Source organism: Deinococcus sonorensis KR-87, assembly GCF_040256395.1.
Lineage (GTDB): Bacteria > Deinococcota > Deinococci > Deinococcales > Deinococcaceae > Deinococcus > Deinococcus sonorensis.
In genome coordinates, this window is sequence record NZ_CP158299.1 from 2,731,011 (window position 1) to 2,751,983 (window position 20,973).

Here is a 20,973-nt window from a genome sequence, read left to right on the forward strand (position 1 = left end):
GACCGGTGAACGCCCAGCCGGAACAGGCCAGCTACACGCTCACGCTGGGAGGCCGCTTTGCCGGCACCCAGGAGTGGGTGATCCGCCCGGACCGCGGCTCGCTGGTGGCGCGGGTACAGACCGATTTCGGCGGGGTGCTGCCGGTGGTGCGCCGCATCCAGGAATCTCGGATGCACGCGCGCAGCGGGGCCAGCCTCGCCTACGCCGAGGCCGACGGCCACACCAAGCGCCCCGGCTTCGAGACCGTCTTCGACGAACGCAGCGGCCTGATCACCCTGCGCCAGGGCAAGGACGAGGCCCACAAGCCGCTGGTCACTGACCACCACGATCCACTGTCACTGCTGCTGTGGCTGCGTGACCCGGCCCGGGCCAGCGGCGGCGCGGCCCAGATGGTGGGCGGCGTGGTGCATGTGCAGGCGCTGCCCGAGACCGAGGTGCAGGGCGTGCCGGTGTGGAGCTACCTGCTGCGCCCCGGTGGCAGCCACGTGTACGTGGAGCAGGCGCCCCCATACCGGCTGCTGCGCCTGGTGCAGCCCACCGATTACGGCAGCGTGGAGACCACGCTGGACCTGCAGAGTCAGTCCGCCCGTCCCCGGCGCGAGCAGCCAGCCCGCGAACAGCGCGGCCAGCCCCGGCGGCGCCCGCGCAAATAGGCCCCGATCTCCCCCACCAAGGACCCTCCATGAACATCCTGCACGGCCCCGATGCCCGCGCCGCCCTGACCCGGCGGTTTTCCGAAATTTCCGTTCCCGAGAGCGTGCTGGAGCGCAACGAGCAGCTGTACGGCGAGCGCCTGACGCCCGAGCAGGTGGTGGAACGCATCCTGAAGGACGTGCAGCAGCGCGGCGACGCGGCTTTGCTCGACTGGACCGAGCGGCTGGACGGCAGCCGGCCCGAGCGGCTGGAGGTCGGCGCCGACGAGCTGGCCGCCGCCACGGTGGACCCGGAGCTGCACGCTGCCCTGAGGCTGGCAATTCAGCGGGTCCGCGACTTCTATCAGCGGCAGCCGGCCCACGGCTTTCTGGAGCACGGCGAGGGCGGCGCGCTGGGTCAGCTGGTGCGGCCGCTCTCCCGGGTGGGCATCTACGTGCCGGGCGGCCTGGCCCCGCTGGTCAGCACCCTGATCCATGTGGCGGTGCCGGCGCAGGTGGCGGGCGTGCCGGAGATCATCGTGACCACGCCGCCAGACCGCTCCGGGCAGATTCACCCGGCGATCCTGGTGGCCGCCCGTGAGCTGGGCATCCGGCGGGTGTTCCGGCTGGGCGGGGCGCAGGCGATCGCGGCGCTCGCCTACGGCACCGGGCAGGTGCCGGGCGTGGACAAGATCGCCGGCCCCGGCAACCTGTTCGTGGTGATCGCCAAACGGATGGTCTTCGGGCAGGTGGGCATCGAGAGCCTGCCGGGACCGACCGAGACGCTGGTGCTGGCCGACGACGCCGCCGACGCCCGCTTCGTGGCCGCCGACCTGCTGGCCCAGGCCGAGCACCTGGGCGCCGAGCCGGTGCTGGTCAGCACCAGCCGCGAGCTGCTCGTCGCGGTGCAGGCCGAGCTGGGCGGCCAGCTGGAACGGCTGCCGGAACCGAACCGCAGCTGGGCGCGCGACAGTGTGGACAGCCGCATGAAGATCGTGCTGGCCGAGTCGCTGGACGAGGCGCTGGATCTGGCTAACCTGTACGCGCCGGAGCACCTGTGCCTGCTGACCCGCGACCCCTGGGCGCTGCTGGGCCGGGTGCAGCGGGCCGGCGGCGTGTTCGTGGGCGAGGACAGCATGGAGGCGCTGGGCGACTATCTGGCCGGACCCAGCCACGTGATGCCCACCGGCGGCACCGCCCGGTTCATGAGCCCGGTCAATGTCCGCGACTTCCAGAACATCATCTCGGTGGTGGGCGTCAACCGGGCCGAGCTGCAGCGCATCGGCCCGGCGGCGGCCCTGCTGGCGCGGGTGGAGGGGCTGGAAGCGCACGCCCGGGCCATCGAGTCCCGGCTCGACTGACCCGGCTCAGGGAAACCGCGCCCGGCCCGGCTGCCAGCCGCCCGTGGGGCCACCCTGCCAGTGCCACTCGCCGTCCGCCTGCGGTCGCTGCTCCAGACAGCGCCACACCTCGGCCAGCGGCACCCGCCGAGCAAAGCGGGTCCGGGCGTGCCACTCGGCCAGCGCTGCGTGCGGGTCGGCTGTCCGCAGGCCGCGCAGCGTGGTGGCCGCCCGGTTGATCGCCAGGTCGAAGAGGGCGTCCGGAGCGCTCACCCTCAGGCCCAGCGCGGGCCGTTGCTGAGCGCGGCAATCTGTCCGGCGTGCCAGACGGTATGCCGGGCGTTCAGCCGCAGCAGGGCCGCCACGGTGAGGGTGCGGCCCGCATGGCTCAGCGTCTGCTCCAGCTGGGCCGCACTCAGCGTCCGGACCGTCCGCCCTTCCCATTCACACAGCGCCGACAGGTTCAGCTCCGGTGCCGGCAGCGGCGTGTCCAGCACCGCGTGCAGCGCCGTCCAGTACTCGCGCTTGACCACGCTCAGGTGCGTGACCAGCCACGCCACCCGGGGCGGCACCTGCCCCTCGGCCCGGTGCAGCGCCGCCCCCAGCGACGCTTCGTCGTCACGCGCCGACTCGTCCAGCAGCAGGGCCAGGTCCTCGCCGGTCATGGCAGCCGGTAGTCCTGGCCGTGGCCCTGCAGCCGGCCCGCCTCCACCAGTCGCGCCACCACCGCCCCCGCCTGCCCGGCCGGCAGCGGCGACCCGGCTTCCAGTTCCTCCAGGGTGAAGCGCCCGCCCCGCCGCTGGGCAAAGCGCAACACCATCCGCTCCTGCGCGTCGGCTCGGGGCTCCCGCTGCTGCTGACGGCCGAACAGCCGGTAGATCCACAGCCCAAACAGCAGGCCCACACCCAGTTCCAGCGGGGCCAGCGTCAGCGCCAGCTGCGGGTCCGGGTGCGGGTTGCGGGGCTGGCCGTGGTTATACACCACGCCATAACCGATCAGGGCGCCGGACAGACCGGCCACCCACGCCACCACCATACGAAGCCAGCTCATGGCCTCAGTCTAGCAACGGCGGCGGACCGGCTATTCTTCGCTGCTGTCCGCAGAATCGCGGTTCTGCTCGCGCGTCTCGTCGCGCAGGGTCTGGGTGGCCAGCAGTGGGGCCACCGGCACCGCCCCCATGATCGGGGTGCCGGGCGACGACTGGTTGACGCCGGGGAAGATCACCGGCACGCCGGTTTCGTCGCCTCGCTGCTCGTTGGGCACCGATGAATTGACACGGTTCTCGGTGTCCTGATCAATCTCCTCGACACTCTTGCCGACAATCTCGATGTCGCCCAGGTCCTTGGTCATGATCTCACTGTCGGCTGCAGAAGGCCCAGCCCGGTGAGGGGCCGCTTGAGCCGGCTTTAGACGGGCTTACCTGCACCTTCATGCCCAGGCGGCGGGGCTGGAGCGGCAGCATCCGGTATTCTGCACGGGATATGAACGACCGCATCCACTCCGCGCTGCTCCAGGCCGGGCTCGGCACATCGCCGCTCGCCACGCTGGATCACGAGCAGGCTTTCTTCGCCCTCTTCCCCGATGAGCTGGTGTATCAGGAAGGTGCGCTGCTGTCGCGGGTGCCGCTGCGGGACGTGACGCGCATCCACAGCGACCGCGAGGGAATGCTGCGGGTCGAGACTGCTGGGCGCACCGCCGTGACCGCCAGCCTGCTCGGCTACGATCCGGGCCGGGTGCAGCGCTTCTTCCAGACGGTGCGCGACAGCACCGCCCGCGCCAAGCAGCTGCCGGTGGCCCCGCTGGCCACCCCCAAGAGCGTGACGCCGCCCGCGTCCGCCACCACGCCGGCCCCCACCACGCCGCACTTCCAGCCGGCCCCGATGCCGAAGGTGCAGCCGATCTCCACGCCTCCGGCCCCGGTCACCGCCGCCGAGTCAGCGCCCCCGGCCACCCCCAAACCGGCCGAGGCCACGCCCCCTCCGGCCGCCGCGGCGCCTGCACCCGCTGTCTCCCCCGCGCCGCGCAGCATAGCCCCGGAGCCGATCTCCACGCCGGTGTCTATCCCGGCGCGGCCGGAACCGGTGGTCATCTCCAGCGCGCCCAGCCTGACCGAGGCGCCGGCGGCCCCCAAGCCCACCCCGGCTCCACGCACCATCCGCATCGGGAACACCGCCCCCAGCGCAGCCAGCGAGCTGGAAGAGGCCAGCGTCCGGCCGGCGGTGAGCGCACCCGCCCCCCTGCCCGCCCGGCTGAATGGCCCGGCCGAGGCGCTGCTGGACCATGCCGACGCCGTGCAGGGCTTCGGGCGCACGCTGCGGCTGCTGGCCGTGGTGCTGGGGCTGGCCGCCGTGGCGCTGGCGGTGCTGCAGTACCTGAACGGCAACGCCCTGAGCGCCATCTGGACCGTCCTGACCGGCGGCGTGGGCACCGTGGCGCTGCTCGCCTTCGCGCAGGCACTGGGGCTGCTGGCCTCGGTGGCGCAGGAACTGCATGCCGGCCGTGAGCGGGGCTGAAGCGCACCACACGGCCGCCCGCGAGCTGATCGTGGGGGCGGTGCAGCACGCCTCGGTGTCGGGGCAGGAGCAGGCCTGCGCCGGGTTTCTGGTGGAGTGGATGCAGCGGCACGGCTTCCAGGCGCACATCGATGAGGCCGGCAACGCGGTCGGCGAGCGCGGCAGCGGGCCGCACACCATCGTGCTGCTGGGCCACATCGACACGGTGCCGGGCGAGATTCCGGTGCGGGTGGACCACGAGGAGGTGCTGCACGGACGCGGCAGCGTGGACGCCAAAGGCTCCTTCTGCACCTTCGTGGCCGCCGTCGCGCAGCTGCCGGCGGAGACCCTGGCCCAGGCGCGTTTCGTGTGTGTGGGGGCCACCGAGGAGGAGGCGCCCAGCAGCAAGGGCGCCCGCCACGCCCTCACCCAGTATCGCCCGGACGCGGTCCTGATCGGGGAACCGAGCGGCTGGGAGGGCATCACACTCGGCTACAAGGGCCGGCTGATCGTGAAGGTGACGGCGCGCAAGGACAACTTTCATACGGCCGGCGAGGGCACCAGCGCCGGCGACGACCTGACCGAGGGCTGGTTCCGGGTGCGCGACTGGGCCCAGCAGCGCAGCGGCAGCGGCATTTTCGGGCAGGTGCAGGCGACCGTGCAGGGGCTGGAGAGCGCGGCGGACGGCCTGCAGCAGACCGCCAGCGGGGTGTTCGGGCTGCGGCTGCCGCCGGAGGTCACGCCGGCACAGGCCCGCGCCGAACTGGGCGACCGGCTCAGCGACCTGGGTTTGGACGTGCAGTTCGTGGGCGACGAGGTGGCGGTGCGGCACCCCAAGGACAGCGTGCTGGCGCGCGCTCTTCGCCTCGCGATCCGGCAGGCGGGCGGCACGCCGGTCTACAAGCTCAAGACCGGCACCAGCGACATGAACGTGGTGGCCCCGCACTGGCCGGTGCCCACCCTGGCCTACGGCCCCGGCGACAGCCGGCTGGACCATACCCCTGAGGAGCGGCTGCCGCTGGCCGAGTATGACCGGGCCGTGGCGGTGCTGCAGGACGCGCTGGTGCGGGTGAGTCAGGCGCTGGGTCCCCAGGCCTGAAGCGGCGGGCCGTCGCTCAAGCCGACCCTGCCTGTCCCATCACGCCGCGCACATCCCGCCCCTGGCCCCACACCGCATCATCAGCCGGATGCCTGACCTTCAAGACGGGGCGACATGGACCCGGTAACCGTCGTCCTGATTCTGTTCGTGGCCGCGCTGGTGCTGTTCGCCACCGAGTGGCTGCGGGTGGACGTGACCGCGCTGCTGCTCCTTTCAGCGCTGCTGCTGTTCGGCCTGACCACGCCCAAGGACGCGTTCGCCAACTTCGGGTCCGACACAGTGTTGACCATCGCCAGCCTGTTCATCCTGACGCGGGCGCTGCTGCGGACCGGCGTGATTGAGGACATGGGCAACGCGCTGGCCCGCCGGGCCCGCAACGCCGGCGGCATGGCCCGCGGCCTCCTGAGCGTGGTGGCCGGGCTGAGCGCCTTCACCAGCAATACCGCCACCACCGCCGTGTTTCTGCCGCTGGTGGTGGGGCTGAGCCGCCGGGCCCAGCTGCCGCCCTCGCGCCTGCTGATGCCGCTCGCCTACGCGTCCATCCTGGGCGGCACCATCACGGTGATCGGCACCACCACCAACCTGGTGGTGTCGGGCGCGCTGCCGCGCTACCACATCCGGCCGCTCGGCTTCTTCGAGCTGGCCTGGGTGGGCCTCCCGGTGGCGTTGATCGGGCTGGCGTACCTGTTTTTCGTGGCCCCCCGGCTGCTGCCGGAGCGCGAAGCCGAACTGGCGGAGGGCAGCCAGCGCCCGTACCTGGCGGAGCTGACGGTCCAGCCGGAATCGGTGCTGGCCGGTCAGACGCTGCGGGACAGCGGGCTGGGCCGCGACCACGGCCTGACGGTGGTGGCGATCCGGCAGGGGGAACAGCTGCTGCACGGGCCAGACGCCGGCCGGCAGCTGCACTCGGGCGACGTGCTGGTGCTGGAGGGCAGCAGCGAGCGGCTGCTGGCCGGCAAGGACACGCTGGGACTGGTGAGCAAGCCGGAACAGAAGCTCCGGCAGGTGCTGAGCGGCACCTCCGAGCGGCCCGGCGACGTGCGGCTGGTGGAGGCGGTGGTGCTGCCACGCTCTCGGCTGCTGGGCCGCACGCTGCGCGAGTCACGCTTCCGCGAGCGCTATGGAGCGTCGGTGCTGGCGCTGCACCGACGCAACCGAGTCAGCGAGCGGCTGGCCCGCACCCGCGTGCAGGTGGGCGACGTGCTGCTGTTGCAGGGCCCGGCCGACCGGCTGTCCTCCCTGGGCGAGGACCTAACGGTGCTGGACGACCTGACCGAGCGCCACCCGGACCGTCGCAAGGCCCGGCTGGCACTGCTGCTGTTCCTGGGGGCCGTGGTGATTGGGGCCAGCGGCCTGCTGCCGCTGGGGGTCAGCGTGCTGGTGGCGGTGGCGCTGACCTTCGCCTTTCAGGTGCTGACGCCGGAAGAAGGCTACCAGGCCATCGAATGGCCGGTACTGGTGCTGGTGGCGTGCATGCTCACCTTCGGCGGAGCGTTCGAGGCTTCGGGCGCGGCCAAGGTGATCATCGGGGTGGTGGCCGGCGTGGTCAAACCGCTGGGGGCATACGGTCTGCTCACCGCCCTGTTCGTGGTGACGGTGGCGCTGACCCAGCCGATGTCCAACCAGGCGGCGGCGCTGGTGATGCTGCCGCTCGCCATCGGCATCTCGGCGCAGCTCGGCTATGATCCGCGCCCGTTCATCATCGGCATCACGGTGGCCGCCTCCAACTCGTTCATCACGCCGCTGGAGCCGAGCTGCATGCTGGTGTTCGGACCGGGGCGCTACCGCTTCTTCGATTTCGTGCGGGTCGGCAGCGGGCTGACCCTGGTGACGCTGGCGGCCTCGGTGATGATCATTCCGCTGGTGTGGCCGTTCCAGCCGTGAAGTCGCCTGCTAGACTGCCTGCCATGAGCAGACAGCCTCTCTCCTCCCGCCGGCGGCGCGACCTGGATCTGGAAGCCGCCATCCGCGAACACCAGACCACCACCGCCATTCTGGTGGCGGTGGGGGTGGTGATCGGGGTGGCCATCTCGGCCTGGGTGATGTCACGCCCGCCCCTGGACCGCGTCGGCGCCGATGACCCCGAAGCCCCGCTGTTCATCTGAACGGCAACACCCAGGCCGCTGCCCCAGAGTGGGGCGGCGGCCGTTCTTGTTCAGGCGTGCTCGCGGACCAGCCGCAGCAGCGCCTCGCCGTAGTGCTCGGCCCGGCCCGGTCCCATGCCCGGCACGGCCAGCAGGTCCGCCTCGGTGCGGGGACGCCGCGCCGCGATGGCCTCCAGCGTGGCGTTGTTCATCACCGTAAAGCTGGGGCGGCCGGTTTCCTGGGCGGTGGCCGTGCGCCAGGCCTTCAGGGCGCTCACCAGTTCGCCGGCACCAGAGGCTTTGCCCGCGCCACCCTTCAGCACGTCCAGCACCGCCCGGTTGCTGGCCATTCCGCGCTCGGCCGGGTCCGGGGCCGCACCGAGCTCCGCCCCGGTCAGCACCGCCAGAAACTGCTCGCCGTAGCTGTCCAGCTTGCGCTGGCCCACCCCGCTCACCGCGCCCAGCTGAGCCAGGGTGCGGGGGGCCGCCTCGATCATGGCCCGCAGGGTGGCGTCGTGGAAGATGACGTAGGGGGGCACGCCGTGCTCGCGGGCCAGCGAGAGGCGCAGCGTCCGCAGCGCGTCGAACAGGGGATCGGCCCCGTGCGGCTGGCCACGGGCGGCCCGGCGCCGCTCGTCACGGGTGGGCAGCGCCGCCTCGGCCCGCAGCGATACCGGCTCCTCGCCCTTCAGCACCCCCCGCGCCCGGCCGGTGGCCACCAGCGAGCCGTGGCCCTCGGCGTCGGTGGTCAGGTAGCCGAGCGCCGTCAGCTGCCGGAACACGCTGCGCCACTCGGTCTCGCTGAGCGTCTTGCCTACCCCGAAGGTCGGCAGACGGTCGTGGCCCAGGGTCGTCAGGCGCTCGGTGGCGTTGCCGCGCAGCACGTCGATCAGGTGCCCCGCCCCGAAGCGGTTGCCGGTTCGGACCGCCGCCGACAGCGCCATCTGCGCCGGACGGGTGGCGTCCCAGATGGTGGGGGGGGTCAGGCAGGTGTCACAGTTGCCACACCCGCCCTCGCGCGCCTCCCCGAAGTACGACAGCAGCACCGAGCGTCGGCACTTCGCCGTTTCGCAGTACGCCAGGAGCGCGTCCAGCTTGGCCGACTCCTGGCGCTGGATCTCCGGCGGGGCCGCGCTCTGGGCCAGCATCCGGCGCATGTTGACCACGTCCTGCAGGCCGTACACCATCCAGGCGGTGCCGGGCAGGCCGTCGCGCCCGGCACGGCCAGTCTCCTGGTAGTAGCCCTCGATGCTCTTGGGCAGGTCCAGGTGCGCCACGAAGCGCACATTCGGCTTGTCGATGCCCATGCCGAACGCCACGGTGGCCACCACCACCAGCCCCTCCTCACGGATGAAGCGCTCCTGCACCGCATTGCGTTCGCGGACGCTCAGGCCGGCGTGGTAGGCCAGCGCCGGGACCCCCTGCGCGGCCAGCCACTGGGCGGTCTGCTCCACCGAGTTGCGGCTCAGGCAGTACACGATGCCGGCGTCGCCGGGATGCTCGCTGCGAATGAACTCCAGCAACTGCGTCTTGGGGCTGGCCTTCTGGGCCACCCGGTACTGCAGGTTGGGCCGGTCAAAACTGGCCACGAACTGCGGGGCGCCCTCCAGCTCCAGCACCCGCACGATGTCGGCGCGGGTGCGGTCGTCGGCGGTGGCGGTGAGCGCCACCCTCGGCACCTGCGGAAAGTAGCCGGGCAGCACGCTCAGGCCCTGGTACTCCGGCCGGAAATCGTGGCCCCACTGCGACACGCAGTGCGCCTCGTCAATGGCGATCAGCGCCAGCGGCGTGCGGTCCAGCAGCTGAATGGTGCGCGGCAGCAGCAGCCGCTCCGGGGCCACATACAGCAGGTCCAGCTCGCCGGCCAGCAGCGCCGTCTCGACGTCCCGGGCCTCCTGCGGTGAGAGGGTGCTGTTGAGGTAGGCGGCCCGCACACCGTTCTCGCGCAGGGCGTCCACCTGATCCTTCATCAGCGCGATCAGCGGGCTGACCACGATGCCGGTGCCGGGCCGCACCAGCGACGGAATCTGGTAACACAGGCTCTTGCCGCCGCCGGTGGGCATCAGGACCAGCGCGTTGCCACCGCTGGCCAGTGTCTGCACGATCTCCGCCTGCCCATGCCGGAAGCGGTCGTAGCCGAAGACGGTCTGCAGTACCTGCAGACTCTGGGCGGAAACGTCAGCGGTCACGGTCACACCGGCAGTCTAGCGCACCCCGGAGGAGAATTCTGTTAGGAGCGTAGCTGGGGACGGAAGGGGTTCGGTGGAAAGCCGCCCCTGAAGTGCGTGCCGTCATCCAGATACTGGGGGCAGATATGGCCCTCCTTCATGGAACTCTCTCGCCCGAGCGTCGCCCACCCCTCAACCGCTCAGGTTCTGCTTCCCCGCTTCCAGCAGCTCGGCGGCGGCGTGCAGATAGGCCACGAAATCCGGGTACTTCGGTCCGCCTGGTCCCCGCTCATGGTCTATCTTGATCAGCTGGCCCAGCTGACCTTTCGGACCCGGGTTGAGGTCCAGGCAGGTGCTGTTGCCGCCCCCATCCGCGTCCACCGGCACCCACCCGGCGTCCCACCAACGCGGCTGAAGCCGGGCGTCTGGGTGAAGCGTGGCCTCCATGTCCGCGAAGCCGCCGTCCTTCTGCAGCCCGTCCCAGATGTCCCACTCTTCCCGGATGCGGTGTACCGACAGCAGTTCCCCATGCGGCCAGTGGCCTTCTGGCACCCCGTCGTGGCGGGCAAGTGACCTCCGGAAGGGGTCCGGCAGCCGCAGCCGCAGGTGACGTTCCAGGCGGGCAATGGCGGCCTCCGAAGCTCCGTCGGGCAGCGGCGGCGCACCCGCCTGCCGGGCATACCACGCCTCGATGCGGGCCCAGGCGGCCTGCAGGTCCGGCTCACCCGCCTGCCGCTGTGTATCGCTGGTCTGTTCGGTCATGTCGGCTCCCGCTTCATGGTAGTGGCTGACGCCACGGTCTGTCCTGCTCGGTGCGCGGCGCTGGTGCTACCCTGAACCCGACGCGTCCCGACCGTCATACGGAGGAAAGAGCTTATGCCGCTGCAGACCGTGGAATTCCACAGACTCTATACCCGCGTCTCGGCCCAGATCGCCCGGATGATCCGGGAGGGCGAGTATGCGCCCGGCCAGCAGCTGCCCTCCGAACGCGACCTGAGCGTACAACTGGGCGTCAGCCGGCCAACCATCCGGGAGGCGATCATCGCGCTGGAGGTGGCGGGGCTGGTGGAGGTGCGGGTGGGCGCGGGCCTGTTCGTGCGGCATCACCCGGTCGGCAGCGACGCGCCCACGGCAGACGCCCGCCACACACCGGCTGAAATCCAGCAGGCCCGGCTGCTGATCGAGCCGGAACTGGCCGCACTGGCGGCCACCCGGCTGAGTGCCGAGGCGCTGGCCCGGCTGCAGCAGAATGTGCGCGACCTGCGCGCGACGGTGGGCCGTGGCGAGTGGAATCACCGGCTGGACCGCGAGTTTCACGAGGAGATCGCCGCGCAGTGTGGCAATCAGGCGCTCGCGGACATCGTGCGGACGCTGTGGACCGAGCGGACCCAGTCGCTCCCGCCCAGCCTCGATGACCGGCTGAGCGCCCTGCCGCAGCTGCGCAGCCAGTGCCTGAGCGACCACCAGCGCATTGTGGAGGCGCTGCAGTCGCAGGACGCGAGCGCGGCCAAGCGGGCAATGCGGGCCCACCTCAATGTGGGCCTGCGTGAACTCACCGGCACCCGGCAGCGCTAGGCCCGCTCAGCCGAGGGCCGTCGCCAGCCCCAGCAGCCGCTCGCCGTCGCCCCGGTTGGCCGCCAGCTGCACCCCGACGCTCAGGCCGTCGTCGGTGCGCCGGGGCAGCATCAGCGCCGGCACGCCCAACAGCGAGAACGGCACGGTCAACCGCAGCACCGCCACCCGCAGCGGCACGTCCTGCCCGCCCAGCGTCACGCTGCTCTGGCCCGCCAGCGGGGCGGCCGTTGGGACGGCCGGGGCCAGCAGCACGTCCACCGCCTGAAACACGCTGTTCAGCAGGCTACGGTACCCCTGACGGCGGGTGCGGGCGGCCTCCACCACCTCCGCGCTCAGCCCCTGACCCCGCCGCAGCAGCGCCAGCGTCCCCGGCGAGAACCCCGGTTCCGGCAGGGACAGGGCCGCCGCATGAACCGTGGCTGCCTCGCTCTGCACGATGTCCGAGTAGGCGTCGAGCATGTCCGGCAACGTCACCTCCTGCACCTCGGCGCCCAGCCGCTGAAGCTGCGCGCACTGGTCCAGCAACGCCGCGTGCGCCGCCTCGTCGATCCAGCCGCGCGGGTGCCACAGCCCCACCCGCACCCCCTTCCACGACTGCGGGGCCACCGGTCGCCCCTGCAGGGCCGAGTGCACCCGCACGATGGTACTCAGGTCGCGCGCCAGCGGTCCGGCGTGGTCGCAGGTCACCGACAGCGGAAGCACCCCCTCGGTGGGCCACACGGCGCTGCCCTTGCCGGGCTTGAAGCCCACCACGCCGCACCACGCCGCCGGCACCCGGATGCTGCCCCCGGTGTCGGTGCCGAGCGCGAACTCCACCTCGCCGCTCGCCACGCTGGCCGCCGCGCCGCTGCTGCTGCCGCCCGCCACGTGGGCCGGGTTCAGCGGGTTGGGCGTGCCGCCGAACGGATTGTCCCCGGTGATGCCCAGCGCGATCTCGTGCAGCTGGGTTTTGCCGACCAGGGTGGCGCCCAGGTCCAGCAGGCGCGGCACCAGCGGGCTGGGCGCCACCTCCGGCAGCGGCGCCAGGGTGCTGGCCCGCAGCGGCCAGCCGTCCACCCCGTACAGGTCCTTGACGCTGAAGGTCAGCCCCGACAGCGGGCCGCCCGCCCGGCCCGGCAGCGGCTCCGCTGGCCGGTAGGCCCAGACCGGATCGGCAGGGCCGCTCACGGCAGGATGGCCGGCTGCTGGAGCAGCCCCTGCACCAGCGTGAAGGGGCCGAAGGTGGGGCGGCCCAGCAGACCGAGATCGGCGGTGAAGCTGCCGTCCAACCGGTAGCTGACCTGCTGGCCACGCGCCACCCGCAGGAAACTGGACAGGCTGTTGAGGGTCAGCGGCAGCGACACGTCGGCCCGCTGCAGGGCCTCGCCGCGCGCCGGCAGCGCCACATCCGGCAGGTTGACGCGTCCCACCTCCTGCCCGTCCAGCACGAAGGTGCCGGCGATGTTGGCCATCCGCAGCGGCAGCGGGTTGGGGTTCTGCACCCGCAGGTTCAGCGTCAGGTACGCGGTGGCCGGACGGCCACCCAGCGGCAGGTCCAGTCCGGTCAGGCGCACGCTCTGCACCTGGAAGGTCGGCACCTGGATGACCTGCCGGGGCGCACACGCCGCCAGGGTAAGGGCTAGGGAGGGCAGCAGCAGTCGGGGCAGCAGGCGCATGCGCCGAGTGTAAGGGTCCGGAGCCCCCTGCGGGTGAAGAAAGCTGGCAGGCCGGCGGCCGCCGGGCTTTGTTATGGTCGAAGCATGACGCACCTTTCACGCCGGCTGGCCCTGACGCTCGGCCTCCTGGGCACGGTCAGCGGCGCCGGGGCCATTCAGCTGGACATCGCGGCCACGGCCTCCTCCGCCGCTTCCGCACAGCTGCGCTTCGGGGTCAGGGAGTATCAGGCGGGCAGCTTCACCCTGGGCGCCGGCCTGAGCACCTCCGGGGCGGACCTGAGCGCCACCCGGGCGCTGGTGCTGCCCGGCGTGGGCACGGCGCGGGCGCAGGCCAGCGCGGGGGTGCTGTGGAGCGGTGGCCTGCGCGGCGCGCTCAACCTGAGTGGCACCGCCGGCCCGGTGGCCCTGACGCTGGGGCTCAACAGCTGGACGGCGGCCCTGGAACGCTTTGATCCGCTGGCCCGCTGGGCGGAGGCGGCCCCGGACCTGCGCAGCCGCGGCTTCAGTGCCGGCGTCACGGCCCGCTACCGGCTGCGGCGCGATCTGCTGCTGAATCTGGACAGCACCCTGGGCGGCCAGAGCAGCGTGCTGGTGGGCGCAGAATTCCGCCGGGACGCGCTGAGCTACCGGCTGGGCGCGCGGGTGGGTCAGCAGGTGCTGGCTGTGAGCGCCGGGGTGAGCTACGTGGCCGAGAGTGGCCTGACCGTGGTGGCCGACGCCCTGTACGGCTCGGGCACCCTGGGCCTGAGCGGCAGTCTGGAGCTCCCGGACCGGCTGGGAGACGGCAGCGACCTGCGGCTGTACGTGGCGTACGAGCCCTGGCGCACGGTGAGCGAACCGCTGCGGTATGGCGTCCAGGCAAACCTGTCCACCGGCCCCGGCACGCTGCTGCTGGAACTGCGGGGCGGCCAGTCGGTCAGCGGGCAGTCAGGATTTGGGGGGCGGGTCCAATACACCCTGCCCCTGGGCGAGGACGCCGAGCAGCCCTGAGACACTGGTCTGCTATTCCTAGAATTTAGCCCCGCTTCTTTGTTTTTTACTAATTTCAGAAGCATCAGATCCCAGTCAGAAAATGCGCACCCAGAGCGCCTTGCCGCCGTTCCTGTGTTCGCCATCTGCTTTAAACCGGCGTCAGGCAGAGGGACGGCTTCTCATGAGGCGGGCCGCTAGACTGGCGGCATGCAGACTTCTCCCCTCCTGGCCCTGGGCCTCGCGCTGACCGGCCTGACGACCTTCGCCACCAGCCAGGCCCAGACGGCCACGGACATCATCAGCCGCGTGGACGCCAGCCAGCGCGGCGCCAAGGACATCAGCTTCCGGCTGAGCGGCACGGCCAGCGTGCAGGGCAGCAACCAGAAGATTGACCTGAACATCCAGAGCATCCCCGCCGCGAATCTGGCGCGCATCGTATTCAACGCGCCCGACTCACTGGCCGACAACATCGTCGTGGTGGACAAGGCCGAGATCCGCAACTACCTGTACCTCACCAACCAGGTGACGGTGACGCCGCTGACCAAGGCCACCGGGCAGGCGGGCCTGAGCGGCTTGGACTTCAGCCAGATCAGCAACCTCAGCGCGCTGCTGAAGAACTACGACGTGCGCCTGCTGGGCAGCAGCGGGGCGGCCGGCAACCGGGTGTTCCAGCTGGAGGGCACCGCCAAGGCCGCCGGCGTCAATGATGGCAAGGCGCGCGTCTGGATCAGCGAGGCCGGCTGGCGGCCCACCCGCGTGCAGTGGCTGGACAGTGGCAACAAGGTGGTGGCGGACCTCAGCTTCAACAACTACAAGACCAACGCGGGGCTGAGCGCCACCACGCTGCGCATGCTCCCCAAGAACGCTGAAGTCGTGCGCCAGTAATCCTTCTGAAACAAACCGGCCCCCACATGGTGTGGGGGCCGGTTTGTCTCAGAGACGGATCAGCTGCGCAGCACGCGGCGAGCGCCCACGTACCGCTGAGACCAGTACGTGGTGGTCATGCTCTCGATCATGGTGCGGCCGTTGTAGCTGTTGGCGTTGGCGAATTCGCCGTTGCCCAGGTAGATACCTACGTGCGACACGCCGCCACCGGCGGTGTTGAAGAACACCAGATCGCCCGCCTGGATGTTTCCGCGCGACACCGGAGAACCCACTCCGAACTGCGCGCGGGCTGTGCGCGGCAGGTTCACCCCGAGCTGCTGAAACACGGCGCGAGTGTATGCGCTGCAGTCAATGCCGTTACCTCCGGTTCCGCCCAGCAGGTAGCGAATGTTCAGCAGCCGGCTGGCGACGGTCCGAATGTAGGCGCCGCCGCTGGCGTGAGCCGGTGCGGCGGCGGTCTGAGGCTTGGCGGTGGTCTGGGGCTTGGATGCAGGAGCGGCCGTGCCCCCGAGGTTGAGATGCTGCCCCAGCTGGATCGTGCTGCTGCTCAGATGATTGAGCTGCATCAGGTCGGCCGGCTCCATATTGGCCTTCCGGGCGATGCTGTAAAGGGTATCGCCAGCCTTGACGGTGTAACTCGCTGCCAGTGCTGCACTGCCCATGCTCATGGCGGCGGCGGTCAGGAGAAAAGCGCGAAGGATGGACATGAATGCGGGGAGTTTACCAGAGGTTTATTTATTCAGCATTTATTCTTGGGCGAGTGGCAGGGATTTATGCAGCTATACGCGCTTTATGCGGGTTTTTGGCCGATGAATACACAGATGAATACAAAATAAAGCTCAAGCTTCTCACCAGATGACTCATTTCTGACGTAGGGCCGCCGGTTTGACAGATGAGGGCAGGCCAGAGATGGAAAAACTCAAATTTGCCCTCCAGAAGGGCACTTCCGGGTTCACAACTTCACCAGTTGCCGTCCCCATGTACCGGCTGTGAGAAAGTGTATAACTTATTTTCTATATATTTCTGACTCATCTTCTCATGGAGAGGTTCCCCTCCACCCCTGCCGAAAGGGGGAAACTGACGCCTATACTCGGGCAGACAGCGCGGCCCGCTGCCGGCCGCCCACTCACCCGGAGGTAGGCATGAAGGAACTGATGACCACGGAGCAGCTCTTGCAGGGCCTGAAACATTACCGGCGCATCGCCCGGCAGGACCTGTTGCGTGCGCCGGAAACGCCGCACCCGGACGCCTTCCGCATTCACGCCGAGGCGCGGCGCAGCGTGTATGCCGCCCTGGAGGAGCAGGCCAGTCAGGGTGGGGCGCAGGAAGTCATCGATTTCGCGGTCCAGACGTACCGCACGCTGCCGTTTACCACCGGCACCGCCGAGCACGAGCATCCAGAACTGAAGGGGCGCGAGAACGCCCTGGAGAACTTCTTTCTGATGGTGGGACTGGATCCCAAGCTGCGCCGGGAAGCGCGCAGCGCCCGGCCCCGGCTGGCGACCGTCTGAGCCGTCCGGCCCACCCGCCCGTGGACCCCAGCCGCCTGGAGCAGCTGAGCGAGCGCAACCGGGCCTGCACCGCCTGCGACCTGCGCCCCGGCTGCCTGCAGGTGGTGGTGTCGGACGGCAACCCACAGGGCGGCCTGCTGATCGTGGGTGAGGGACCCGGCGGCGACGAGGACCGGGTGGGCCGCCCCTTCGTCGGCCGGGGCGGACAGCTGCTGGACCGCATTCTGGCTGCCGTGCAGCTGGACCGGCAGGACGCCTACATCACCAACATCGTGAAGTGCCGCCCGCCTGCCAACCGCACCCCTGAACCCGGCGAGATCGAGACCTGCACGTCGCTGTGGCTCGAACCGCAGCTGCAGCTGCTGCGGCCCCGCGCCATCATCGCGCTGGGCAACACCCCGACCCAGTACCTGCTGCAGACGCGCCAGGGCATCACCCGGCTGCGTGGCCGCTGGCAGCGTTACACCCAGCGCGACGGCCTCTGGAGCGCGCCGCTGATGCCGATGTTCCACCCGGCGTATCTGCTGCGTAACGATACCCGCGCCCCCGGCGGCCCCAAGAGCCTGACGTGGCGGGACATCCAGGAGGTGCGCCGGGTGCTGGATGGCGCGTCTCCCCAGGGTCTGGATGACCGGCCAGCCGGGGGCCTGTTCTGAACGCGCCCGCCTGAGTTACTGACCGCGGTCCAGCGAGCGGTACAGGGCCTGATACTGCCGCGCGGAGGCGTCCCAGGAGAAGTCCAGCGCCATGCCCCGGCGCATCCGGGTCTGCCACTTCTCCGGCTGCTCGACCTGGGCGCGCGCCTGTTGCAGGCACGCCACCAGCGCCTCGTCGTCCGCCGGGCCGAAGCGGAAGCCCACGTCGGTCGGCACGCTGTCCACCAGCCCGCCGGTCTCGCGCACCACCGGCAGCGAGCCGTAACGCATGGCGATCATCTGCGACAGCCCGCACGGCTCAAAGCGGCTGGGCATGCAGAAGGCGTCCGATCCGGCGTACAGCCGGTGGGCCAGCGGCTCGTTCATGCCGGACACGTAGCGCACCCGCGAGTGCTGAGACCAGCCCTTCAGGGCGGCCTCCAGCAGCGCCTCCCCGCTCCCCAGCACCACCACGTTCCAGTCCTGGGTCACTTCCGGCAGCGCCTCGATCAGCAGGTCCATGCCCTTCTGCGACACCAGCCGGGTCACGGCCGCCAGGATCGGCGCGTCGTCCAGCCCGAATTCCTGACGCAGCAGTTCCACGTTGGCCTGACGCCCGGCCGGCGTGTGAAACGGCTGGATGTCCGGGTCGGCGGCCGGGTCCCAGCGCTCCAGATCCAGGCCGTTCAGGATGCCGCTCAGCTGCCCGGCCGACTCGCGCACCTGCAGCACACCCTGCAGGCCCTCGCCGTACTCGGCGGTGGTGATCTCGTGGGCATAGGTCGGGCTGACGGTGGTCAGGTGGTCGGCATACACCAGCCCGGCCTTCATCAGGTTGATGTCGCCGTGGAACTCCACGTTAGCGAAGTTCTGCGGGGGCAGCCCGGTCCAGCCGAAGCCCTCCTGGGCGTTCCAGCGGCCCTGGTACTGCAGGTTGTGCACGGTATAGACGCTGCGCAGGCCCATCAGGCGGGCGTGGGCGACCACCAGTCCGGCCGCCCAGTCGTGGCCGTGCAGTACGTCGAAGGTCAGGCCCATGCTCGCCAGGGTCGGCAGCAGGGTGCGGCCCCAGCGGCAGAAGCGCTCCACGTCGTCCTCGGCGTACAGGCCGGGTCGGTCAAAGTCCGGGGTGCCGTAAAACAGGTAACGCACGTCCCCGTCCACGATCTCCCCCACCCGGACCGGTCCCGGCTGCAACCGGCCGTTGCGCGGTTCGCTGGCCCGCCAGATCTCCTGCGGCTCACCGTTCAGGTCCTGCCACCACGGCGACACCACCGTGACCGAGACGCCCAGCCGGCTCAGCGCCTCGGGCAGCGCGGCCATCACGTCCGCCAGACCGCCCGTGCGCGAGTAGGGAAACACTTCAGAGGCCACCAGAAGCAGCTGCATACCGCCCACTCTAGCCCAGCATCGGCCCCGGCAGGCCCGTCTGGACCAGGGTCAGCCGCCAGGGCGGTCCGGCTGTTACCCTGGAGGGATGACCGCCGCTCCCGCATCCACCGTCAGCGTCCGGCAGCTGGCCCAGGCCGCCCGGGCCGCCGCCCGCCGCCTGGGCATCCTCTCCACCGAGGCCAAGAACGCCGCCCTGGAGGCCATTGCGGCCCGACTGGAAGCCGGGCAGGCGCAGATTCTGGCGGCCAACGCGCAGGACGTGGCCGCCGCCCGGGACGCCGGCCTGAACGACGCGCTGATTGACCGGCTGCTGCTGACCCCGGCGCGGCTGGAGGGCATCGTGTCGGACGTGCGGAACGTGATCCGGCTGCCGGACCCGGTAGGTCTGCGAGTGGGCGAGCGCACCCTGGACAGCGGGCTGCAGGTGGGGCGCGTGCGGGTGCCGCTGGGGGTGCTGGGTGTGATCTACGAGTCGCGGCCCAACGTGACGGTGGACGTGGCCACGCTGGCGCTCAAGTCCGGCAATGCGGTGCTGCTGCGCGGCGGCAAGGAGACGGTGCACAGCAACCGGGTGCTGGCCCAGCTGATCGGGGAGGCGCTGGCGGCCTGCGGCATTCCGGAGGCGGCGGTGCAGGTGATTCAGGACCCGGCCCGCGAGCGGATGCTGGAACTGCTGCGGCTGGACGATCTGGTGGACGCGATCATCCCGCGCGGCGGGGCGGGCCTGCACCGCTACTGCGTGGAGCACGCCACGGTGCCGGTGATCGTGGGTGGGGTGGGCGTGGTCCACATATATCTGGACCCTTCGCATACGGCGAGCGAGGCAGACGTGCAGGCGGCGGTGCGGGTGATCCACAACAGCAAGGTGCAGAAGCCCAGCGCCTGCAATGCCCTGGACACCCTGCTGATCCAGCAGGAGGCGCTGGGCGCACTGCCGGCCATTGGGCGCGACCTGACGGAGGCAGGCGTGCAGCTTCGCGCCGACCCAGCTGCTCTAGGGGCACTTCAGGAGGCCAGGGTGGATGCCCAGCCCGCCACCCTGGATGATTTCGGGCAGGAGTTTCTGGCGTTGACGCTCAGCATCCGCACGGTGCAGACGCTCGACGAGGCGCTGGACCACATCGCCGCGCATGGTGGCCATACCGAGGCGATCCTGACCCGCGACGAGCGGCAGGCCCAGCGTTTTGTGGCCGAGGTGGACAGCGCCGCCGTGATGGTGAACGCCAGCACACGCTTCAACGACGGCGCGCAGCTGGGCCTGGGCGCCGAGGTGGCGGTGAGCACCCAGAAGCTGCATGCGCGCGGCCCGATGGCGCTGGAGGAATTGACCACCCTGAAGTGGGTGGTGCGCGGCGACGATCAGGTGCGGGCGTAGGGAGAAAGGGCAGAGATACTCGCCAGCGTTCATCGAGACGGCGGCAACTCTGCGGTGAACCCATTAGGTCCAGTCGCCCAGCCAGAGGCAAAGTCTCCGGAACACACTTGGTGGTGCCCGGTTGACAGCTGCCGCTTCCAGTTCTACTATTTCGGTAGTTAGCGAATTACCGAAATGAGGACCCGCGTATGCTCAAAACCCTGTCCCTGACCACCGCCCTGCTCGCCAGCCCCGCGTTCGCCACCTCTCAGGAGGTGACTTTGCAGGTGCCGGGCGCGGAGCTGCACGCCACCCTGCAAGTGCCGGAAGGCACGGTCCAGCCGCCGGTAGCGCTGATCCTGGCCGGAAGCGGCCCCACCGACCGTGACGGCAACAGTCCGGCGGGCGTGACGGCAGCCAGCTACCGCAAGCTCGCCAGTGTCCTGGAGGCGGCCGGGATCGCCACGCTGCGCCCGGACAAGCGGGGGATCGGGGCCAGCCGGGCCGACAACCCCAGCGAGGCCGCCCTGCGCTTCACCGACTACGTGACGGATGCCCGGGCCTGGCTGACGTGGCTGAGCCAGCAGCAGTCCGGCGGAACCCGCACCTTTGGTCCGCTGGTCCTGATCGGGCACAGCGAGGGGTCCTTGATCGGGCTGGCGGCGCTGCAACAGCCGCCGGTGCCGGTGGCCGCCTTCGTGAGCCTGGCCGGCCCAGGTGAGAACCTGGCCACCACCCTCCGGCGTCAGCTGCACAGCAATCCGGCCAACCCGGCGGCCCTGGTGCAGGAGAGCGACCGGATTCTGGACCAGCTGCTCAAGGGCGAGACGGTGGCCCAGGTCAGCCCGCTGCTGGCCCCGATCTTCCGGCCCAGCGTGCAGCCGTACCTGATCAGCGAGTTCCGGGCGGACCCGCCCGCCCTGATCGGTGCCCTGAAGCTGCCCATCCTGATCGCCCAGGGCGACCATGACCTGCAGGTGGGTGTATCAGACGCCCAGGCGCTGGCCCGGGCGCAGCCGACCGCCACGCTGCTGCTCGTGCCGGGGATGAATCATGTGCTGGTGGACGCGCCCGCCGACCCGCAGGGCAACCTCGCCACCTACGCCCGGGCCGACCTGCCGATCAGCGAAGGGCTGGCGGACGGCCTGACGGGCTTTCTGAAGGGAGCGCTGAAATGA

General features: G+C 70.6%; 23 protein-coding genes. 13 read left to right on the forward strand and 10 right to left on the reverse strand.

Annotation, left to right across the window (positions count from 1 at the left end; translation table 11 throughout):
• Window positions 1-5: 5 nt before the first annotated feature.
• Both ABOD76_RS18655 and hisD read left to right on the forward strand, forming a co-directional pair.
• Entirely contained in the window at window positions 6-653 is a 648-nt protein-coding gene (locus ABOD76_RS18655; protein WP_350243457.1) for a hypothetical protein, read from the forward strand.
• Between the two features lie 29 nt (window positions 654-682).
• Entirely contained in the window at window positions 683-1,993 is a 1,311-nt protein-coding gene (hisD, locus tag ABOD76_RS18660) for a histidinol dehydrogenase (protein WP_350243458.1), read from the forward strand.
• 6 nt (window positions 1,994-1,999) lie between these two features.
• On the opposite strand, the gene ABOD76_RS18665 is transcribed toward hisD, so the two are convergent.
• Genes ABOD76_RS18665 through ABOD76_RS18680 form a run of 4 tightly spaced genes read right to left on the reverse strand, consistent with a single transcriptional unit; the run spans window position 2,000 to window position 3,323 of the window.
• On the reverse strand, window positions 2,000-2,245 hold the full coding sequence (locus ABOD76_RS18665) for a hypothetical protein (protein ID WP_350243459.1): 246 nt from the start codon (window positions 2,243-2,245) through the stop codon (window positions 2,000-2,002).
• A gap of 2 nt (window positions 2,246-2,247) precedes the next feature.
• Window positions 2,248-2,637, reverse strand: coding sequence for a hypothetical protein (locus ABOD76_RS18670; RefSeq protein ID WP_350243460.1), 390 nt, complete (start codon window positions 2,635-2,637; stop codon window positions 2,248-2,250).
• The gene (locus ABOD76_RS18675) at window positions 2,634-3,023 is read right to left on the reverse strand and encodes a hypothetical protein (RefSeq protein ID WP_350243461.1); all 390 of its coding nucleotides are present in this window, start codon (window positions 3,021-3,023) and stop codon (window positions 2,634-2,636) included. Before ABOD76_RS18675 ends, ABOD76_RS18670 begins: the two co-directional genes overlap by 4 nt.
• Window positions 3,024-3,053: 30 nt before the next feature.
• On the reverse strand, window positions 3,054-3,323 hold the full coding sequence (locus tag ABOD76_RS18680; RefSeq protein WP_350243462.1) for a hypothetical protein: 270 nt from the start codon (window positions 3,321-3,323) through the stop codon (window positions 3,054-3,056).
• Between the two features lie 131 nt (window positions 3,324-3,454).
• On the opposite strand from ABOD76_RS18680, the gene ABOD76_RS18685 reads away from it, so the two are divergent.
• The 4 genes from ABOD76_RS18685 to ABOD76_RS18700 all read left to right on the forward strand — a co-directional run bounded on the left by ABOD76_RS18685 (window position 3,455) and on the right by ABOD76_RS18700 (window position 7,669).
• Window positions 3,455-4,486 (forward strand): hypothetical protein, encoded by a 1,032-nt coding sequence (locus ABOD76_RS18685; protein WP_350243463.1) that lies wholly within the window; start codon window positions 3,455-3,457, stop codon window positions 4,484-4,486.
• Window positions 4,464-5,564 carry a [LysW]-lysine hydrolase gene (locus ABOD76_RS18690; protein ID WP_350243464.1) on the forward strand — a complete coding sequence of 367 codons (1,101 nt, stop codon included), beginning with the start codon at window positions 4,464-4,466 and terminating at the stop codon, window positions 5,562-5,564. Before ABOD76_RS18685 ends, ABOD76_RS18690 begins: the two co-directional genes overlap by 23 nt.
• A gap of 114 nt (window positions 5,565-5,678) precedes the next feature.
• On the forward strand, window positions 5,679-7,448 hold the full coding sequence (locus ABOD76_RS18695; protein ID WP_350243465.1) for an SLC13 family permease: 1,770 nt from the start codon (window positions 5,679-5,681) through the stop codon (window positions 7,446-7,448).
• 23 nt (window positions 7,449-7,471) lie between these two features.
• Window positions 7,472-7,669 (forward strand): hypothetical protein, encoded by a 198-nt coding sequence (locus ABOD76_RS18700; protein WP_350243466.1) that lies wholly within the window; start codon window positions 7,472-7,474, stop codon window positions 7,667-7,669.
• 50 nt (window positions 7,670-7,719) lie between these two features.
• Here ABOD76_RS18700 and recQ read toward each other — a convergent pair whose 3' ends face one another.
• Together recQ and ABOD76_RS18710 are read right to left on the reverse strand one after the other, a co-directional pair.
• Window positions 7,720-9,843, reverse strand: a complete 2,124-nt coding sequence (gene recQ, locus ABOD76_RS18705) for a DNA helicase RecQ (RefSeq protein WP_380130071.1) — start codon at window positions 9,841-9,843, stop codon at window positions 7,720-7,722.
• A gap of 165 nt (window positions 9,844-10,008) precedes the next feature.
• On the reverse strand, window positions 10,009-10,578 hold the full coding sequence (locus ABOD76_RS18710; protein WP_350243467.1) for an SMI1/KNR4 family protein: 570 nt from the start codon (window positions 10,576-10,578) through the stop codon (window positions 10,009-10,011).
• A gap of 114 nt (window positions 10,579-10,692) precedes the next feature.
• Here ABOD76_RS18710 and ABOD76_RS18715 point away from each other — a divergent pair, with 114 nt between their 5' ends.
• On the forward strand, window positions 10,693-11,391 hold the full coding sequence (locus ABOD76_RS18715) for a FadR/GntR family transcriptional regulator (RefSeq protein WP_350243468.1): 699 nt from the start codon (window positions 10,693-10,695) through the stop codon (window positions 11,389-11,391).
• A gap of 6 nt (window positions 11,392-11,397) precedes the next feature.
• Here ABOD76_RS18715 and ABOD76_RS18720 read toward each other — a convergent pair whose 3' ends face one another.
• Both ABOD76_RS18720 and ABOD76_RS18725 read right to left on the reverse strand, forming a co-directional pair.
• Window positions 11,398-12,558: an amidase gene (locus ABOD76_RS18720; protein ID WP_350243469.1), complete on the reverse strand. Its 1,161-nt coding sequence runs from the start codon at window positions 12,556-12,558 to the stop codon at window positions 11,398-11,400.
• Window positions 12,555-13,046 carry an LEA type 2 family protein gene (locus ABOD76_RS18725; RefSeq protein WP_350243470.1) on the reverse strand — a complete coding sequence of 164 codons (492 nt, stop codon included), beginning with the start codon at window positions 13,044-13,046 and terminating at the stop codon, window positions 12,555-12,557. Before ABOD76_RS18725 ends, ABOD76_RS18720 begins: the two co-directional genes overlap by 4 nt.
• Before the next feature lie 84 nt (window positions 13,047-13,130).
• Between ABOD76_RS18725 and ABOD76_RS18730 the strand changes: the two genes are divergently transcribed.
• Window positions 13,131-14,036, forward strand: a complete 906-nt coding sequence (locus ABOD76_RS18730) for a hypothetical protein (RefSeq protein ID WP_350243471.1) — start codon at window positions 13,131-13,133, stop codon at window positions 14,034-14,036.
• A gap of 189 nt (window positions 14,037-14,225) precedes the next feature.
• Window positions 14,226-14,903, forward strand: a complete 678-nt coding sequence (locus tag ABOD76_RS18735) for an outer membrane lipoprotein carrier protein LolA (RefSeq protein ID WP_350243472.1) — start codon at window positions 14,226-14,228, stop codon at window positions 14,901-14,903.
• A gap of 59 nt (window positions 14,904-14,962) precedes the next feature.
• Here the strand turns inward: ABOD76_RS18735 and ABOD76_RS18740 are convergent, their stop codons facing one another.
• Window positions 14,963-15,610, reverse strand: a complete 648-nt coding sequence (locus ABOD76_RS18740; RefSeq protein ID WP_350243473.1) for a C40 family peptidase — start codon at window positions 15,608-15,610, stop codon at window positions 14,963-14,965.
• A 435-nt stretch (window positions 15,611-16,045) separates the two neighbouring features.
• Between ABOD76_RS18740 and ABOD76_RS18745 the strand changes: the two genes are divergently transcribed.
• Window positions 16,046-16,414 carry a hypothetical protein gene (locus ABOD76_RS18745; protein WP_350243474.1) on the forward strand — a complete coding sequence of 123 codons (369 nt, stop codon included), beginning with the start codon at window positions 16,046-16,048 and terminating at the stop codon, window positions 16,412-16,414.
• 20 nt (window positions 16,415-16,434) lie between these two features.
• A complete protein-coding gene (locus ABOD76_RS18750; protein ID WP_350243475.1) occupies window positions 16,435-17,070 on the forward strand; it encodes a uracil-DNA glycosylase in 636 nt (211 codons plus the stop codon).
• Between the two features lie 15 nt (window positions 17,071-17,085).
• On the opposite strand, the gene ABOD76_RS18755 is transcribed toward ABOD76_RS18750, so the two are convergent.
• Complete coding sequence (locus ABOD76_RS18755; protein WP_350243476.1) at window positions 17,086-18,438, reverse strand: glycogen synthase; 1,353 nt, start codon at window positions 18,436-18,438, stop codon at window positions 17,086-17,088.
• A gap of 88 nt (window positions 18,439-18,526) precedes the next feature.
• Between ABOD76_RS18755 and ABOD76_RS18760 the strand changes: the two genes are divergently transcribed.
• Entirely contained in the window at window positions 18,527-19,816 is a 1,290-nt protein-coding gene (locus tag ABOD76_RS18760; RefSeq protein WP_350243477.1) for a glutamate-5-semialdehyde dehydrogenase, read from the forward strand.
• Between the two features lie 188 nt (window positions 19,817-20,004).
• Window positions 20,005-20,973: an alpha/beta hydrolase gene (locus ABOD76_RS18765; RefSeq protein ID WP_350243478.1), complete on the forward strand. Its 969-nt coding sequence runs from the start codon at window positions 20,005-20,007 to the stop codon at window positions 20,971-20,973.

What these genes read in the sequence shown, in the direction of transcription:
- hisD (WP_350243458.1), top strand. Translation starts at nt 683, where the DNA reads ATGAACATCCTGCACGGCCCCGATGCCCGCGCCGCCCTGACCCGGCGG.
- ABOD76_RS18670 (WP_350243460.1), bottom strand. Translation starts at nt 2,637, where the DNA reads ATGACCGGCGAGGACCTGGCCCTGCTGCTGGACGAGTCGGCGCGTGAC.
- ABOD76_RS18675 (WP_350243461.1), bottom strand. Translation starts at nt 3,023, where the DNA reads ATGAGCTGGCTTCGTATGGTGGTGGCGTGGGTGGCCGGTCTGTCCGGC.
- ABOD76_RS18680 (WP_350243462.1), bottom strand. Translation starts at nt 3,323, where the DNA reads ATGACCAAGGACCTGGGCGACATCGAGATTGTCGGCAAGAGTGTCGAG.
- ABOD76_RS18685 (WP_350243463.1), top strand. Translation starts at nt 3,455, where the DNA reads ATGAACGACCGCATCCACTCCGCGCTGCTCCAGGCCGGGCTCGGCACA.
- ABOD76_RS18690 (WP_350243464.1), top strand. Translation starts at nt 4,464, where the DNA reads ATGCCGGCCGTGAGCGGGGCTGAAGCGCACCACACGGCCGCCCGCGAG.
- ABOD76_RS18695 (WP_350243465.1), top strand. Translation starts at nt 5,679, where the DNA reads ATGGACCCGGTAACCGTCGTCCTGATTCTGTTCGTGGCCGCGCTGGTG.
- ABOD76_RS18700 (WP_350243466.1), top strand. Translation starts at nt 7,472, where the DNA reads ATGAGCAGACAGCCTCTCTCCTCCCGCCGGCGGCGCGACCTGGATCTG.
- ABOD76_RS18710 (WP_350243467.1), bottom strand. Translation starts at nt 10,578, where the DNA reads ATGACCGAACAGACCAGCGATACACAGCGGCAGGCGGGTGAGCCGGAC.
- ABOD76_RS18715 (WP_350243468.1), top strand. Translation starts at nt 10,693, where the DNA reads ATGCCGCTGCAGACCGTGGAATTCCACAGACTCTATACCCGCGTCTCG.
- ABOD76_RS18725 (WP_350243470.1), bottom strand. Translation starts at nt 13,046, where the DNA reads ATGCGCCTGCTGCCCCGACTGCTGCTGCCCTCCCTAGCCCTTACCCTG.
- ABOD76_RS18730 (WP_350243471.1), top strand. Translation starts at nt 13,131, where the DNA reads ATGACGCACCTTTCACGCCGGCTGGCCCTGACGCTCGGCCTCCTGGGC.
- ABOD76_RS18735 (WP_350243472.1), top strand. Translation starts at nt 14,226, where the DNA reads ATGCAGACTTCTCCCCTCCTGGCCCTGGGCCTCGCGCTGACCGGCCTG.
- ABOD76_RS18740 (WP_350243473.1), bottom strand. Translation starts at nt 15,610, where the DNA reads ATGTCCATCCTTCGCGCTTTTCTCCTGACCGCCGCCGCCATGAGCATG.
- ABOD76_RS18745 (WP_350243474.1), top strand. Translation starts at nt 16,046, where the DNA reads ATGAAGGAACTGATGACCACGGAGCAGCTCTTGCAGGGCCTGAAACAT.
- ABOD76_RS18755 (WP_350243476.1), bottom strand. Translation starts at nt 18,438, where the DNA reads ATGCAGCTGCTTCTGGTGGCCTCTGAAGTGTTTCCCTACTCGCGCACG.
- ABOD76_RS18760 (WP_350243477.1), top strand. Translation starts at nt 18,527, where the DNA reads ATGACCGCCGCTCCCGCATCCACCGTCAGCGTCCGGCAGCTGGCCCAG.
- ABOD76_RS18765 (WP_350243478.1), top strand. Translation starts at nt 20,005, where the DNA reads ATGCTCAAAACCCTGTCCCTGACCACCGCCCTGCTCGCCAGCCCCGCG.